The 15,067-nt window shown below is 55.5% G+C and carries 16 protein-coding genes and 1 pseudogene; 16 read left to right on the top strand and 1 reads right to left on the bottom strand.

Annotated elements, in window-relative coordinates:
- Positions 1-208 precede the first annotated feature (208 nt).
- The 6 genes from dctP (at position 209) to J4E70_RS10050 (ending at position 5,715) form a co-directional block, all read left to right on the top strand.
- Positions 209-1,201, top strand: coding sequence for a TRAP transporter substrate-binding protein DctP (dctP, locus tag J4E70_RS10075; RefSeq protein WP_213889021.1), 993 nt, complete (start codon positions 209-211; stop codon positions 1,199-1,201).
- A gap of 78 nt (positions 1,202-1,279) precedes the next feature.
- Positions 1,280-1,789 (top strand): TRAP transporter small permease, encoded by a 510-nt coding sequence (locus J4E70_RS10070; protein ID WP_213889020.1) that lies wholly within the window; start codon positions 1,280-1,282, stop codon positions 1,787-1,789.
- Entirely contained in the window at positions 1,789-3,090 is a 1,302-nt protein-coding gene (locus J4E70_RS10065; RefSeq protein ID WP_213889019.1) for a TRAP transporter large permease, read from the top strand. Before J4E70_RS10070 ends, J4E70_RS10065 begins: the two co-directional genes overlap by 1 nt.
- Complete coding sequence (locus tag J4E70_RS10060; protein ID WP_343229456.1) at positions 3,066-3,851, top strand: alpha/beta fold hydrolase; 786 nt, start codon at positions 3,066-3,068, stop codon at positions 3,849-3,851. The genes J4E70_RS10065 and J4E70_RS10060 overlap by 25 nt, the downstream gene beginning before the upstream one ends.
- A gap of 509 nt (positions 3,852-4,360) precedes the next feature.
- Positions 4,361-5,356, top strand: coding sequence for an Ldh family oxidoreductase (locus J4E70_RS10055; protein WP_213889018.1), 996 nt, complete (start codon positions 4,361-4,363; stop codon positions 5,354-5,356).
- A gap of 56 nt (positions 5,357-5,412) precedes the next feature.
- Positions 5,413-5,715 carry a hypothetical protein gene (locus J4E70_RS10050; protein ID WP_213889015.1) on the top strand — a complete coding sequence of 101 codons (303 nt, stop codon included), beginning with the start codon at positions 5,413-5,415 and terminating at the stop codon, positions 5,713-5,715.
- A gap of 13 nt (positions 5,716-5,728) precedes the next feature.
- Here J4E70_RS10050 and J4E70_RS10045 read toward each other — a convergent pair whose 3' ends face one another.
- On the bottom strand, positions 5,729-6,487 hold the full coding sequence (locus J4E70_RS10045) for an IclR family transcriptional regulator (RefSeq protein WP_213889013.1): 759 nt from the start codon (positions 6,485-6,487) through the stop codon (positions 5,729-5,731).
- A gap of 92 nt (positions 6,488-6,579) precedes the next feature.
- Here J4E70_RS10045 and J4E70_RS10040 point away from each other — a divergent pair, with 92 nt between their 5' ends.
- The 10 genes and pseudogenes from J4E70_RS10040 (at position 6,580) to J4E70_RS09995 (ending at position 15,044) form a co-directional block, all read left to right on the top strand.
- Positions 6,580-7,929, top strand: a complete 1,350-nt coding sequence (locus J4E70_RS10040) for a selenium-binding family protein (protein WP_213889012.1) — start codon at positions 6,580-6,582, stop codon at positions 7,927-7,929.
- Complete coding sequence (locus J4E70_RS10035) at positions 7,926-8,291, top strand: 2Fe-2S iron-sulfur cluster-binding protein (protein ID WP_213889010.1); 366 nt, start codon at positions 7,926-7,928, stop codon at positions 8,289-8,291. Before J4E70_RS10040 ends, J4E70_RS10035 begins: the two co-directional genes overlap by 4 nt.
- A 2-nt stretch (positions 8,292-8,293) precedes the next feature.
- Positions 8,294-8,758 carry a CoA-binding protein gene (locus J4E70_RS10030; RefSeq protein WP_213889009.1) on the top strand — a complete coding sequence of 155 codons (465 nt, stop codon included), beginning with the start codon at positions 8,294-8,296 and terminating at the stop codon, positions 8,756-8,758.
- A 24-nt stretch (positions 8,759-8,782) separates the two neighbouring features.
- Positions 8,783-9,172 carry a rhodanese-like domain-containing protein gene (locus J4E70_RS10025; protein WP_213889008.1) on the top strand — a complete coding sequence of 130 codons (390 nt, stop codon included), beginning with the start codon at positions 8,783-8,785 and terminating at the stop codon, positions 9,170-9,172.
- Positions 9,173-9,226: 54 nt separating this feature from the next.
- Positions 9,227-10,116 (top strand): annotated as a pseudogene (locus J4E70_RS10020) (MBL fold metallo-hydrolase).
- A gap of 139 nt (positions 10,117-10,255) precedes the next feature.
- Positions 10,256-10,747, top strand: a complete 492-nt coding sequence (locus J4E70_RS10015) for an Lrp/AsnC family transcriptional regulator (protein WP_213889007.1) — start codon at positions 10,256-10,258, stop codon at positions 10,745-10,747.
- A gap of 161 nt (positions 10,748-10,908) precedes the next feature.
- Positions 10,909-12,099: a glycine cleavage T C-terminal barrel domain-containing protein gene (locus J4E70_RS10010; protein WP_213889005.1), complete on the top strand. Its 1,191-nt coding sequence runs from the start codon at positions 10,909-10,911 to the stop codon at positions 12,097-12,099.
- A 29-nt stretch (positions 12,100-12,128) separates the two neighbouring features.
- Positions 12,129-12,578: an OsmC family protein gene (locus J4E70_RS10005; RefSeq protein WP_213889004.1), complete on the top strand. Its 450-nt coding sequence runs from the start codon at positions 12,129-12,131 to the stop codon at positions 12,576-12,578.
- A gap of 23 nt (positions 12,579-12,601) precedes the next feature.
- Positions 12,602-13,402, top strand: a complete 801-nt coding sequence (locus tag J4E70_RS10000; RefSeq protein WP_213889001.1) for an enoyl-CoA hydratase — start codon at positions 12,602-12,604, stop codon at positions 13,400-13,402.
- A 4-nt stretch (positions 13,403-13,406) separates the two neighbouring features.
- Positions 13,407-15,044 (top strand): acyl-CoA synthetase, encoded by a 1,638-nt coding sequence (locus tag J4E70_RS09995; protein ID WP_213888999.1) that lies wholly within the window; start codon positions 13,407-13,409, stop codon positions 15,042-15,044.
- Positions 15,045-15,067 lie beyond the last annotated feature (23 nt).

The raw sequence follows: 15,067 nt of genomic DNA, 5'->3' as shown, positions 1-15,067 counted from the left end.
TATAAACTATGCAAGATTGGCATGAATATATGCTATGTTTGAATTGGTCTAGCTGCAAGAAGCATGAGTAATCTAGCGATGGGGTTGGAACACACATTTCAAAAGAAATTGTAAGTTGCTGTCAAGGAGCCAACCACAGGAATTAGAAGCGTTCGGGGCTGACAAAACCAGAATGTTCGTCAATCCCGCAAACAACAGGGAGTAAAGAATGAACAAGACATGGAAATGCACAACAACGGCTACTGCGCTAGTCTTTGCGGCATCAATATCTGGCGCGCATGCGGAAACAACGCTTCGTCTTTCTACCTATGTAAATGAAGCGGATATTCGCTATCAGGGCTTTCAGCATTTTGCTGAATTGGTAGCAGAAAAAACCTCCGGAAGCGTCAAGGTAGAGGTCTTCCCGTCGGGCACCCTTCACGGCTGGTCAGAAGGCGTGGATTCAGTTCAGGGCGGCGTGTCAGACATTAGCTGGATTAATGCCGACAACCGTCTGCCTTGCTATGCGGTAACGTCGTTATATCCGGCAGAGATCAGTTTGGAAAATCAGATAGAACTGGATGGTGCTTACGCCGACCTCGTTCGGGATGAAGCGGCCAAAGCCAACTTGGTTCCGCTGCTCAACTCAAACTACACCTATGACCAGGAGTGGTGGTTCGAAGAACCGATTGACGATCTTGGCAAACTTGATGGCAAACTCGTGCGTTCAATCGGACCGCTGGTCAGTCTGATGATCGAATCCTGGGGCGGCGAGCCGGTCTTCGTAGCCCCCAAAGAGGTATTCCAATCCGCCGAACGTGGTGTTGTCGATGGTATCAACATGGGTGTCGCAACTTACAGTTCGTGGAAGCTTTGGACGGTCATGCCCTACATGGTCAATGCCAACCTGTTTTATGGCAATATCAGCTACATGATGAACAAGACCAAGTTCGATGCACTGACAGCTGAAGAACAAGCTGCGCTAACTGAAGCCGCAACAGAAACAGAGACCTGGTTGCAGCCATTGTACGAAGGTTGGGTCGATCAGCAGGTTGGCAACGCCGTGATGAAAGGTGGCGGTGCCGCTGTATCAATCTCGGACGACCAGCGCGAAAGCCTGATTGCCAGTGTCAGAGGCGAGTGGGACGCCGAAGCTGATGAAGCGTGTGGTGCCGATCTGGCCGGTAGCATCCGAGATCTGCTGGCCAACCACGCCCCCTAACTCAAGACGCGTGTTTAGCGTGGCCTCCGGTGTGTTCGGGGGCCATCTACCCTTTTCATAGAACATTATAGGTGCGTCATGAACGAGACACTCGACCGTCTAATCATTGTATTTGACCGCGTTGTGGTCTGGCTAGCCGGGTTTGGTGCGATAATAGTGCTGATCCAGATGGCTTGGATATCTTATGGCGTATTCGTGCGGTATGGGCTTGGAAAACCAGATCGTATGGTGACCGAAGCAACCGCCTTATTGCTGTTTCCGGTAGCCTTTGCAGGGTTGGCCTACGCGATGCGGGAAGATGCTTTTCCCAAGGTTACTATGGCCACTGATCGGCTCAGGCCAAAGGCACGCAAAACTTTTGAGATCATCAATCACGTCCTGATGCTTGGTGTTGGTGTGTTCTTTTCTTATGCGGGTGTAAGCGCGACCATCCGCTCGTTCAATTCGGGTGTCGCCTCGGAAATCCTGCACTGGCCACGCTTTTGGTTTTGGGCGCCAGGTGCCCTCGCGCTTGTTATCTTTTCAATTTACGCAGCGCTGCGTTTGCTCGTCTTGATTCGCACACCCGCAACGTCGGAGGAATTCTAATGGAATGGTATACCGTCGGACTGGGCCTGTTAGGCTTGTTAATGCTGTTTATTGTAATCGGGTTACCAATTCCCTTTGCTTTGGCCGGCGCCGCACTGCCATTTCTTTGGCAAATTCAAGGGTGGAGCACGTCTGTGGTGTCTTCCGAGCTGAAACTCTGGGGCGTTTGGATCGATTACATCCTCTTGGCGGTGCCGTTATTCGTTTTCTTAGGGGAGCTCATAGGCAAGTCCAATATAGGACCGAACTTATACCAGTTCCTGCATCAGGGCGTACGGATCAAGGGCTCGGCAGCCTATGGGTCAATCGGTGCAAGCGCAGGCTTTGGTGCGGTTTGCGGCTCGTCAATGGTGGGCGCACTGACAATTGGTGGAGTGGCTTTGCCCGAGATGCTGCGTTTGGGTTACGGTAAACGCCTATCAAGCGGAGTTCTTGCGGCAGGTGGCACGCTTTCGGTGCTTATCCCGCCCAGCCTGATTCTGCTGTTCTACGGTATTGTCACCGATCAGAGCATCGGTGATCTCTTCATCGCAGGTGTCATCCCCGGCATCATTCTGATCACATGCTTTGTAATCGTCGTGCTTGTTTGGGGCATGCTAAAGCCTGAGGATATTCCGGGCCGTGAAGAAGCGCACAAGATGTCCTTTGTCATGATCCTCAGCACCGTCGGGCCAATTGCTCTGATCGGGTTGGTCATCACGGTGGCAATCTATGCTGGCATTGCGACACCAACCGAAGCCGCTGCCATAGCCAGCCTGTTAACTGTTATTCTGGCCTTTGGCGTGGGTGGCCTGACATGGCAGGGGTTCAAGGACGCGATTTTTGCAACAATGCGTACCATGGGGTATTTAGGCTTGCTTCTTTCGGCCGGTGTGCTTTTTGGTTTTGTGCTGACCTATTACCGCGTTCCTCAGCAGTTTACCGAATTGTTTCTGTCTTTCGATCTGGCACCAACCACCGTATTGGTCATCGTGCTGGTTTTTTACATCATTCTGGGCATGTTCCTTGAACCAGTTTCAATGACCTTCATCACTTTGCCCACGATTTATCCATTAATGAGTGCGGCAGGGTTCGATCTAATCTGGTTTGGGGTTGTTTACACGATCACCATGGAGATCGCAGTACTCACGCCGCCGGTAGGGCTGAATCTCTACGTTATCCAGGCGATCAGCCGTGAACAGGTCACGATCGGTGACGTGATCATGGGATGCCTGCCATTTATTGGCGCCATGGTTCTGCTTATCGCGATTCTCATTATTTCACCGGAGGTTGCGCTGTGGTTGCCAGATCAGATGCGCTAATGATGTCCTCCCTTGCTCCACACCGCCGCGCGGGCAAAGGAACTCCGCTTGTCCTCGTGCACGGTTTTCTTGGCGGGGCAGCGCAGTGGCAAGCAGAGATTGAATATTTCAGCGAAACCCGCGATGTGATCGCCCCGGATCTACCCGGCTTCGGTGATGCAAACGAGCTGCACGGTTGCGATCGTATAGAAGCAATGGCTGACTATGTAATCGACTTGTTGAATGAACTTGAGATCGGATCTTTTGAGCTGCTTGGACATTCAATGGGCGGCATGATTGTGCAGGCTATTGCGGCTAAAATCCCCGATCGAATAGATCGCCTTGTTCTTTACGGGACAGGACCATTGGGGGCTATGCCAAACAGGTTTGAAACCATCGCGCAATCGCGCACGCGCCTCCTTGCAGACGGCGTGGAAACAACAATCCGTCGGATTGGCGCAACTTGGTTTGTGGACCGTGAAGAAGCCCTCGGATTGCCAGTTTTGACACGCATTGGTGAACGCGCTTCACCAGAGGCGGCACTACAAGCTTTTGATGCAATGGAAGTATGGGACGGGCGTTGCTCGTTGGAGTATTTGTTTATGCCGACGCTAGTGTTGTGGGGTGATACAGATCGATCCTATCGCTGGTCACAAATTGAAGTGTTGTGGCAAACCCTTCCTAACGCATCCCTGGCCGTCATTCCGGGCTCTTCTCATGCCGCGCACTTGGAAAAACCAAAGCTGTTCCACGCCATTCTCGAAGATTTTCTTTCGGGGTAAAACACGCAGGTGGACAAAACCTCGCTATCATTGAACTCTGCCCGAATTATCTTTGATGTTTGTCGGTGAAAAAATCGGTCACAACATTATTTGTTGAGATCAGCACCCATTTCATTAATTGGCATCTTAACCGACCTCCCTTTCGATTTTAGTTGTTGCGGTGCCCTAAGCGCAGCCCTTCGACGGTCTAAAGCGAAAGCCCAGGATGTCCTCAAGTTGTCCATCCAGCCACCCAGATGCTGCATCCTCGACGAATGTCTGCAATGCGAAAACTGCACTGCAGCGACCCGTTGAAATCGCACCGCAATGCGGTCATTCGACATGCCTGCGACGAAAGCCTGTTTAAAGCCCCAAAGATACAATCTTTTACTCGATGAAGTGTTGACCGATAGATATTGTTTCGTTCACTTTGAGCCCGATATTAAAATGGGCGATAACTCAGTTCACGTTAGTGACAACAGAACGGCCCAGAACCAGCAAAACACCTAAAATGAAAGCAACGGAACCAGATGAGTACACTCTGCCTCACCCTCGATGAGATATATGAACTCACTCGTAGTACCATGTTGGCGAATGGGTGCGATGAAGCAAACGCCGCAGCGCTTGCCGATATTATAATGCGCGCAGAACGGGATGGATCACATTCCCACGGGCTGTTTCGCGTTCCCGGTTACGTCAAGTCTTTGCGCAGTGGCAAAGTTGACGGCAAAGCAAAGCCCACCGTCGTGAAAAAGACTAGAGCGCTGATCCATGTCGATGGCGGTGGTTGTTTTGCTCCGCTAGCACAGGCAGTTGGACTACCAGTGCTTGCTGAGGCAGCAGCAGAGATCGGAGTTGCGGCGCTATCACTTACCAATATCCATCATTTCGCGGCGCTGTGGCCCGAGACCGAATTCTTGGCCGATCATGGTCTGGTCGGAATTGCCTGCACCGCATATATGCCGATGGTAGCCCCTGCCGGATCGACCGAGAAACTCTTTGGCACCAATCCAATTTCCTTCGCCTGGCCGCGCCCGGGCAAACCACCAGTTTGTTATGATATGGCGACCGCTTCGATGGCGCTCGGCGACGTCCAGATTGCAGCTCGAGAGGGCAAAACGGTTCCGCTCGGAACGGGTCTTGACGCAGAGGGAAAGGAGACCACAGATCCGGCGAAGATTGCCGCGGGCGTATTGCTGCCGTTTGGCGGGTACAAAGGCTCGGCCATCGCCTTGATGGTCGAACTTCTGGCCGCCGGGCTCACTGGCGAAAACTTCAGCTTCGAAGCGGCAGAAAACGACAACCATGATGGCGGCCCGCCACGCGGCGGCGAGATTGTGATCGCATTGTCACCGGCGTTGATTGCCGGTGAAGGATGGAACGCCCACGCCGAGGCCTTCATGGAACGGCTGACGAGCCTTGAAGGTGTACGGGTTCCCGGTGCTCGACGTCATGCTAATCGGATGGACACCGGTTCGAGAACGATCAACAAATCGCTGATTGAGACGATACACGGGTTAAGCTAGAGCAGTTAAAGACACGCTAATCTGAAGGCGTCAGAAAACTGGATTTCCCGAAGCCCATGGTGAGAAGACGGGAGTTTGCTGCGGTTCAGCTCCGCAGCGATGGCCGGGTTGTTCGCAAAGCAGTCATTGGTGCAAACGGTAGCGAACGTCAGGCTCGAGCCCATCTCGGAAGTGTCGAATTTGCGCTGCGTGCGCACGCAGCGCCATTTTCGCTGCATCAGCGCAAATGTTTACGCTGCTCAGAAGAAGACAATGCGGCCATTCAGGTCAAGCGCAGCAAAATCGAAAAGGGCAATAACCGGGTCGCGGAACAAAAGGTGAGTTCGCTGCGTCCGGGCTCTAATTCCGCTTTTCGATAAAAGCGGGATACATTTATCCAGTCTGAGTCACACCATGCATTTGTAAGGCCAGCGCCACTTTGTCGGCGAGCATGCACAAATCATGCCCGATCTCAATGCGGCGTTTGGTGGTAAACCGCCTGACAGGGCCGGTGGCACCGATGCTGAAGGTTGCCCCGATATTTCCGATCCGGATCGGGGCGGCCACCGATGACACCCCCACCTCGATCTCTTCCACACATTCCGCAAACCCTGCCTGCCGGATAGAAGCGAACTCAGCCCGCAGAGCTTCGGGATTTTGCTTGGTGTTAGGAGTGTAGCTGCGCATCGGCCCCGCGAGGATTTCTTCGCGAAATCCATCCTCGGCAAAGGCGGCAATGACCTTGGAACAGGAACAGGCGTGCATCGGGCGAAAGCCAAGGCCCGGATGCACAAACGAGCGCGCGGCGTCCTTTGGGGTCTCGACATGGATGATCTCGACCCCCTTGTTGCGATAGCGCGAGAGGAACATTGCCTCGCCAAACTGATTGGCGGCCTCTTTCAACGCGGGTGCCGCGGCCTGACAGACATCGACATCCGATTGCCCGAGTAGCGCCAGCCGGACCAGCCTTTCCCCCACCAGATAGCGCCCCGGCTCGGGCTCATCCAAAAGCCGGTGTTTCGCCATGGTTTGCAGCAAACGGTAACAGGTCGGGCGGGGTAGCCCTGTCGCTTGTTGCACTTCGGGCGCCGTAACAGCGCGACCGGCGATGGCCACGTTTTCTAAAACGGTCATCAAGCGATCAAGATGCATAAAAAATCTCACTTTACAGACATTTGTCTCATGTAATAATACTTACCAGGCCAATGTCAATGAAACCGAGTCGCGCGGACAGGGAGAACAAGATGGAATGTTGTGGACCAGGCTATGCATCGCCTGCCGAGGCGATCAAGGCCCCGCGTGAAAAGTTGCTTTACACGATTGCAATCTACACCGGGACTGGCATTCAGAAGCCCGATTATCTGGCCACCGTTGATGTAGATCCCGAGAGCCCAACCTACAGCCAGGTCATTCATCGCCTTGAGATGCCCGGCATCGGCGACGAGTTGCACCATATGGGTTGGAATGCCTGCTCGTCGTGTTTCGACGATGGGTCGATGTCGCGCAAGTATCTGATCCTGCCCGGGGTGCGGTCGAACAACCTGCACATTGTCGACACCGCCACTGACCCGCGCGCACCGCGTCTGCACAAGGTGATCGACGGGGCCGAGATCAAATCGAAGACCGATCTTTCCGGCCCGCACACCGTGCATTGCCTGGGCTCCGAGATCATCATTTCCTTTCTCGGGGACGCCAAAGGCGAAGCGCCGGGCGGGTATCTGCACCTGAACAAGGATTTCGAGATTGTCGGCCGCTGGGAGAACTCGATGGGCGACATCAAGTTCGGCTATGATTTCTGGTACCAGCCGCGCCACAATGTCATGGTCAGTTCCGAATGGGCCGCGCCGAATACTTTCATGCCGGGGTTTGATTTGGAAGAGGTCGGCCACCTGAAATACGGTCGCGAGCTGCATTTCTGGGATTTCGAGAAACGCGAGCCGATTGAGAGCATGTATCTGGGTGAGGATGGCCTTATCCCGCTGGAGGTGAAGTTCCACCATGACCCGGACAGCACCCACGGGTTTTGCGGGGCGGCGCTCAGCTCCAACGTCATTCACTGGTGGAAAGACGACGCCGGAAAATGGCAATGGGAAAAGATCATCGACGTGGAAAACGAGCCGCACCCCGAGTGGCCGATTCCGGTGCCGGGCGTGATGTCCGCAATCCTTGTGTCGATGGATGACAAATATCTCTACCTCAACAACTGGCTTCACGGCGACATGCGCCAGTATGACATTTCCGACCCGCATAACCCCAAGCTGACAGGGCAGGTCTGGATGGGTGGCTTGCTGGGCAAAGCGCCGGAAGTGAATGGGGTAAAAATGGCCGGGGGGCCGCAGATGTTCCAGCTCTCGCTCGACGGTCGGCGGCTTTATGTGACAACCAGCCTGTTTTCCACCTGGGATAACCAGTTCTACCCCGAAATCCGTGAACAGGGCGGCGTCATGGTGATGATCGATTGTGATCCCGAAAACGGTGGCATGACCCTCAACCCCGATTTCATCGTGAATTTTGGCAACGAACCGGGTGGCCCTGCGCGGTGCCACGAAATGCGCTATCCGGGTGGCGATTGCACAAGTGATATCTGGCTATGACTATCTATAACGTCACCATCGCCAATCGCGACAACGCGGTCTATGAGGTCGACGCCCGCCGTCCGCTGCTGGACAGCCTGCGTGATCAGGGGGTCGACCTGCCCTATGGCTGCAAATACGGTGGCTGCATCACCTGTGCGGCCAAACTGACCGACGGCCAAGTCGATCAACGCCGGCAGGTTGCCCTGAACAACCGGCAGATCGCGAACGGATATGTCATTCTCTGTGTCGCGCGTGCCACCTCTGACATCACGCTCGAGATTGGCGTCGAAAGCCACGGGCAACTCTACCGCAATCCGTTCCTTGATCCGCTTAAGCCTCATGAACTCAAGGCGGATCTCGCCACACCTAAGGATCACTGATCATGCCTGCCACCGCACTCGATGACCTCTACGATTATGACCCGTCCTATCTGGCGGACATCCTGAAATCGGTCAAATCCATCGCCATGGTGGGGGCCAGTGCCGACAAGACCAAGTTCAGCTACGGCGTGCTGCGTGTGCTGCACGAAACCGGCTATGACATGATCCCGGTCAATCCCAACCCGAATGTCACCGAAATCCGCGGCATCAAGGTCTATCACTCGCTTCAGGAAATTGACCGTCCCGTTGATATGGTGGAGGTGTTCCGCCCCAAGGAGGAACTTTACGGCTTTGCTGAACAGGCCATTGCCATCGGTGCAAAGGTGCTTTGGGGCCAAATCGGCGTATACGACGACAAGGCCGCCCGCCTTGCCGAAGACGCGGGCCTGAAGGTTGTCATGAACCGCTGCCCCAAAATCGAACTCTTCAGACCCTTCTGGAAACCACGGCTTGATCTCAAGATCTGAGCGCCGCATCAAACAGGACATTCCATGGCACAGAACATCACCAAAAGCGCCAAAGACATTGTGAAAGAGACACTGGACACGGTACCCGCGATCAGCGTCGACGACGCGCTGCCGCTGGTGGGCAGCGACGCTCATGTCTTTGTCGACCTGCGCGACGGCTCTGAGCAGGCCAGAACCGGGCTGATCCCCGGGGCCGTGGCCTCATCCCGCGGGATGATGGAATTCCACATCGACCCCGAAAGCCCGGTCCACAAACCCGAGTTCAACCAGGCAAAAACCTATATCTTCTACTGCGCCTCGGGTGGACGATCGGCGCTGGCCGCAAAGGTGGCGATGGACATGGGCCTTTCACCGGTCGTGAACCTCTCGGGCGGCATCACGGCCTGGAAAAAAGCGGCGGGGCCGCTGGAATAGGACTAAACCGTCCGCCTACAGGCACCCGCACCGGCGCAGCCAAGGAGAAACATCATGACCGATTACCTTTTGAACATGGATGTCAAACCCGAGGTCGAAGGGTTTTTCGACCCCGATAGCAACACGATTTCCTATATTGTGAAGGACCCGCAAAGCGACGCCTGCGCGATCATCGACAGCGTGCTGGATCTTGATTACGCCGCGGGCCAAATCGTTACGCAAAGTGCGGACCGGATGATAGAAACCGTTACCACTCAAGGACTGTCACTTGAGTGGATCATCGAATCCCATGTCCATGCCGATCACCTGTCAGCCGCGCCCCATATCCAGGGCAGGCTGGGCGGCAGGATAGGCGTCGGCGCCCGGATCATGGAAGTACAGGAGGTGTTCGGCAAGGTCTTCAACGAAGGGACGGAATTTCAGCGCGACGGCTCGCAATTCGATGCGCTGTTCGAGGATGGCCAGACCTATGCAATTGGCATGATGCAGGCCTTCGCCATCGCCACGCCCGGGCATACGCCCGCCTGCATGGTGCATGTGGTGGGGATGCGGCCTTTGTCGGCGATACGCTCTTCATGCCGGATGGCGGCTCGGCCCGCGCTGATTTCCCGGGAGGCGACGCGGGCGAGCTCTATGACAGCATCCAGAAGGTGCTGGCCCTGCCGGACGATATGCGCCTCTTCATCTGTCACGATTACGGCCCCGGCGGGCGGGCTATCGCGTGGGAAACCACGATTGGCGAGCAGCGGGAAAACAACATCCACGTGGGCAGCGGCAAAACCCGCGAGGAATTCATCCGCTTTCGCACCGAACGCGATGCGCAGCTGGCCATGCCCAGGCTGATCATCCCCTCGCTTCAGGTGAACATGCGCGCCGGCGAAATCCCCCGCGACGAACAGGGCAACCCGGTTCTCAAGGTGCCCCTGAATGCACTAAAGAACTAGCAGATCTGGATTCTGATCGCCGCTTGACTACTGACGCATTGCGATCAGGTTGGCCATAGTACACCGGGGAGTTAAATAAGTTGCTACATAGGCGATGTTGCTCAATGTTGTGACAGGGCTCAAAGAAAGTTTCGATTGGATGAAAAAGAATGCTCTTGATGCAACGGATATTCGTATTCTCAGCGCGGTTCAGAAGCACGGGCAACTGAGCAAGATTAAGTTGGCAGAGATCGTCAATATTTCTGCCACCCCGTGCTGGGCCCGCCTGGACAGGTTGAAGGCTGCGGGTTTCATACGAGGATATCACGCAGAACTCGCGCTGGACCGCATCGTTGACTTTACCCAGGTCATTGTAACTGTCTCTCTGACCCATCACCGAAAGGTGGATTTCGAACGGTTTGAGGCTCATATAATGAGCTTGGACGAGGTCACCGAGTGTATCGCCACGGGAGGCGGGATGGACTATGTGATGAAGACGACGACCCCCAGCCTTGCGGCGTTTCAGTCCTTAATGGACGAACTGCTATCGCTGGACATCGAGATTGACCGCTACATGACTTACATCGCGACTCGGCGCGTCAAATCAAGCCAGCCCAATCTTGCAAAACTGGTGGTCAGGGCCAGTAATTAACCCCGCACGCCCAAACAGTCTGTTGAAGTTCAAAAATTGGTCTGATTGGTTTGTAACGTGCAGTTTTTCAGCCCGCTTTCAATAGCCATTCAAGACTAAACATTCGCCAGGTTCAAACACTCCATGGCCAGTCAGGCCACGTGCTAGCAAGGGCGAAAAACATGACACAAACTGATGACCTGAATACAGACGACCTGCAACAGGAAGATTTCGGCTTTGGTACGCAGATCCGTAAATCTCCCTATTTCGACGCAACCGTCCGTTGGGGCGCGCAGGGTTTTTCGGTGTACAACCACATGTATATTCCGCGCGACTTCGGCGATCCGGAGCAGAATTTCTGGAACCTGGTGAACGACGCGATCCTGTGCGATGTGGGGGTTGAGCGTCAGGTCGAAATCACCGGACCGGACGCCGCAAAGTTCACCCAGATGCTGACCCCGCGCGACCTGTCGAACATGGCCGTGGGCCAGTGCAAATACATTCTGATCACAAATGCCGAGGGTGGCCTTTTGAATGACCCGATCCTGCTGCGTCTGGCGGAAAACCACTTCTGGATTTCACTGGCCGACAGCGACATCCTCCTGTGGGCGCAGGGTCTGGCGGTGCATTCCGGCCTTGATGTCACGATCTGTGAGCCCGACGTGTCGCCGCTGCAATTGCAGGGTCCGAAATCGGGCGAGGTGATGAAGGCGCTTTTCGGCGACAGTATCATGGATCTCAAATACTACTGGTTGCGTGAACTCGATCTCGACGGTATTCCGCTGATCGTATCGCGCACCGGATGGTCGAGCGAACTGGGATATGAGCTGTACCTCCGCGACGGGTCACGCGGCGATGAACTGTGGGAAAAGATCATGGCCGCGGGCAAACCATTTGACCTGCAACCGGGCCACACCTCGACCATTCGCCGTATCGAAGGGGGAATGCTGTCCTACCATGCGGACGCGGACAGCAGCACCAACCCTTACGAGCTTGGGTTCGGCCGGCTGGTGAATCTCGACATAGAGGCCGATTTCATCGGCAAGGCGGCGTTGCGCCGCATCAAGGAGCAAGGTGTCGACCGCAAACAGGTCGGTCTGGTTATCGAAGGCGACCCGCTGAACGGCCCGAACACCTCTTTTTGGCGCATTGAAAAAGAGGGTGTGGTCATCGGCAAAGTCACCTCTGCCGTTTATTCGCCGCGTCTTAAGCAGAACATCGCGCTGGCAATGGTTGCGACAGAGCATGCCAATCTGGGCACACGGGTGAAAGTCGTGAACAGATCCGGCGTTGTGAACGAGGCCGGAACGGAAAATGCCGTTATCGTGGAACGTCCGTTCTATGATCCAAAGAAATCGATTGCTGCATCATGAACGCCACAATCAGACCAAAGGCGCTGAAAATGTCAGAAATTTCTGTTGACCTGCACTGGCACCGCACAGTGCCTGCTTTACAGACAGGCAAATATTCGGGTGAACATGTTGTGCAGTTTAATCACGGCAATGAAGTTCAGGTGGACGCCGCCCCGGATTACGGCGGTGATCCTGCCTGCACCAACCCCGAGCAGGCACTTGTGTCGGCGCTGTCGAGTTGTCACATGCTGACGTTCCTCGCTTTGGCGGCAAAAGCCAGCTGGCCGGTGGCCAGCTATCACGACTATGCCGTCGCTCGTCTGGGCAAGAACCCCAAGGGACAGATGTCGGTGACGCGGATCGACCTGCATCCGGTGGTGCGTTTCGACACCGGCTTTCAGGTCAGCGATGCGGAGATGGCGCAGATGCAGGATCGTGCCCATCGCTATTGCTTTATCGCAAACACGTTGGCCGACAGCGTCGAAGTCAACATTCTGTAGATCTCAAAGAAGGAACTCACCCCATGCAAAAGAGCGATATACTGCTGCGCGATCTGAATGACAGCGGCATCTTGCGCCTGACACTGAACGATGTCGGGCGACGCAATGCCCTGTCTGAGGCGATGCTGGCGGAGCTGGGTGACGCCTTTGCCGAGGCGGGTACTGATGCGTCGGTGCGCGTTATCATTCTCGCGGCCAACGGGCCGGCCTTCTGTGCCGGTCATGACCTCAAGGAAATGACCGCCGGTCGCGCGGGTCCTGATGGCGGCAAAGCCTATTTTACCAAGGTCATGACCCTATGCTGCGGCGTGATGCAGGCGATTGTGAACTGCCCCAAACCCGTCATCGCCGAGGTTACGGGAATTGCGACCGCGGCGGGCTGTCAGCTTGTGGCAAGTTGTGATCTGGCCATTGCGGCGGACACCGCGCAGTTCAGCACGCCAGGTGTTCATATCGGCCTGTTTTGCTCTACCCCCATGGTGGCTCTGTCACGCAATGTGAATAACAAACATGCAATGGAAATGCTGCTGACCGGTGATATGACATCGGCAAGTTGCGCGGCCGAGATCGGGCTGATCAATCGCTCGGTTCTGGCGGAAGAGTTGCACGACGCCACCAAGGAGATGGCTCAAAAGATCGCGGCCAAATCCAGCATGACCGTCGCCACCGGAAAACGTGCCTTCTATGCGCAGCGCGAGATGCCCCTGGCCGAGGCCTATGACTACGCCTCTCAGGTGATGGTCGAGAACATGCTTGCCCGCGACGCCGAGGAAGGCATCGGCGCTTTCATAGAAAAACGTGCGCCCCAATGGCAGGATGCCTGACCTCATGGAAACGAACCCTTACAACACAGGTCTGGACCGTAACCCGGCAAACTATCAGCCCCTGACGCCGCTGACCTTTCTGGAACGCGCCGCCACTGTGTTTCCCGACCACACGGCAATTGTTCATGGCGCGCTAAGACGCAGTTACGCCGAATTTTATGCGCGGTCGCGGCAACTGGGCTCGGCCCTGGCGCGTGCCGGCATAGTGCGCGGTGATACGGTTTCGGCGCTGCATGCAAACACGCCCGCGATGTTGGAATGTCATTACGGTGTACCGATGTGTAGGGGTGTTCTGCACTCGATCAACACAAGGCTGGATGCCTCGATCATCGCGTTTCAGCTTGATCATGCCATGTCCAAAATCGTGATCGTGGACCGGGAGTTCATGCCATTGATGCAGGAGGCGCTTTCTCTGGCCTCCGTGACGCCGCTTCTGATCCAGTACGACGATGCGGAATTCGCCGGGCCGTACATGCCTGTTGACGCGCAAAATTTTGAAGAGTTCCTCGCCGCTGGCGACCCAGATCTCGCCTGGCTGATGCCCGAGGACGAGTGGGACGCGATCTCGATAAACTATACGTCCGGCACGACCGGAGATCCCAAGGGCGTGGTGTCACATCACCGCGGTGCCTATCTTCTAGCGCAGGGCAATGCGCTGACCACGTCGATGGCCAAGCATGCGGTTTATCTCTGGACCCTGCCGATGTTTCACTGCAACGGCTGGTGTTTCCCCTGGACGCTCTCGGCCATTATCGGCACCCATGTCTGCCTGCGTCAGGTCCGGGCCGAACCGATCTGGAATGCCTTGGCCGATGAAGGAGTCACCCATCTGTGTGGCGCGCCTATCGTGATGTCGCTGATGATCTCGGCACCCGATGAGGCCAAACGTGACCTTGATCACACCGTGCAGTTCTTTACCGCCGCTGCGCCGCCGCCTGAATCCCTTCTGGCGGATATGAAAACCGCGGGCTTTGACGTCACGCATCTTTATGGCCTGACCGAAACCTATGGCCCGGCGGTGGTCAATGACTGGCATCAAGGCTGGTCCGATCTGCCCCCGGCCGAGCAGGTGACGCTGAAATCCCGCCAGGGCGTGCGCTATCTTGCTCTTGAGGGCCTTGACGTTCTGGATCCCGAAACCATGGCCCCGGTGCCGCGTGACGGCAAGACCATGGGCGAGGTCATGTTTCGTGGGAATGTCGTGATGAAAGGATACTTCCGTAATCCCAAATCGACTCAAGAGGTTTTTGCGGGCGGTTGGTTCCACTCCGGTGATCTGGGGGTGATGCATCCCGACGGGTACATTCAGCTCAAGGACCGATCCAAGGATGTCATCATTTCGGGGGGCGAGAACATTTCGTCCATCGAGGTCGAGGAAACGCTCTACCGCCATCCCGAAGTGGCCGTAGCTGCTGTTGTTGCCATGCCGCATGACAAATGGGGTGAAGTGCCCTGTGCCTTTGTCGAACTGAAAAAGAACGCAATGGTCGACGAGGCATCGCTGATCGGTTTTTGCCGCGAGAATCTGGCCGGGTTCAAGGCGCCAAAACGTGTGGTGTTTCAGGAACTTCCAAGAACGTCGACAGGGAAGATCCAGAAATTCATCCTGCGCGATCAGGCAAGAAATATTGGCGCAAAATGACATCAGGCAGATGTGCCAAATAT

The sequence above is a fragment of the Pseudohalocynthiibacter aestuariivivens genome (assembly GCF_018457175.1).
Taxonomy (GTDB): Bacteria; Pseudomonadota; Alphaproteobacteria; order Rhodobacterales; family Rhodobacteraceae; genus Pseudohalocynthiibacter; species Pseudohalocynthiibacter aestuariivivens.
Note: the sequence above shows the minus strand (reverse complement) of the source record. Positions and strands in the feature narration are given on the sequence as shown.

Coding starts and splice junctions, on each gene's coding strand:
- dctP (WP_213889021.1), top strand. CDS start 209: ATGAACAAGACATGGAAATGCACAACAACGGCTACTGCGCTAGTCTTT.
- J4E70_RS10070 (WP_213889020.1), top strand. CDS start 1,280: ATGAACGAGACACTCGACCGTCTAATCATTGTATTTGACCGCGTTGTG.
- J4E70_RS10065 (WP_213889019.1), top strand. CDS start 1,789: ATGGAATGGTATACCGTCGGACTGGGCCTGTTAGGCTTGTTAATGCTG.
- J4E70_RS10055 (WP_213889018.1), top strand. CDS start 4,361: ATGAGTACACTCTGCCTCACCCTCGATGAGATATATGAACTCACTCGT.
- J4E70_RS10050 (WP_213889015.1), top strand. CDS start 5,413: ATGGTGAGAAGACGGGAGTTTGCTGCGGTTCAGCTCCGCAGCGATGGC.
- J4E70_RS10045 (WP_213889013.1), bottom strand. CDS start 6,487: ATGCATCTTGATCGCTTGATGACCGTTTTAGAAAACGTGGCCATCGCC.
- J4E70_RS10040 (WP_213889012.1), top strand. CDS start 6,580: ATGGAATGTTGTGGACCAGGCTATGCATCGCCTGCCGAGGCGATCAAG.
- J4E70_RS10035 (WP_213889010.1), top strand. CDS start 7,926: ATGACTATCTATAACGTCACCATCGCCAATCGCGACAACGCGGTCTAT.
- J4E70_RS10030 (WP_213889009.1), top strand. CDS start 8,294: ATGCCTGCCACCGCACTCGATGACCTCTACGATTATGACCCGTCCTAT.
- J4E70_RS10025 (WP_213889008.1), top strand. CDS start 8,783: ATGGCACAGAACATCACCAAAAGCGCCAAAGACATTGTGAAAGAGACA.
- J4E70_RS10015 (WP_213889007.1), top strand. CDS start 10,256: ATGAAAAAGAATGCTCTTGATGCAACGGATATTCGTATTCTCAGCGCG.
- J4E70_RS10010 (WP_213889005.1), top strand. CDS start 10,909: ATGACACAAACTGATGACCTGAATACAGACGACCTGCAACAGGAAGAT.
- J4E70_RS10005 (WP_213889004.1), top strand. CDS start 12,129: ATGTCAGAAATTTCTGTTGACCTGCACTGGCACCGCACAGTGCCTGCT.
- J4E70_RS10000 (WP_213889001.1), top strand. CDS start 12,602: ATGCAAAAGAGCGATATACTGCTGCGCGATCTGAATGACAGCGGCATC.
- J4E70_RS09995 (WP_213888999.1), top strand. CDS start 13,407: ATGGAAACGAACCCTTACAACACAGGTCTGGACCGTAACCCGGCAAAC.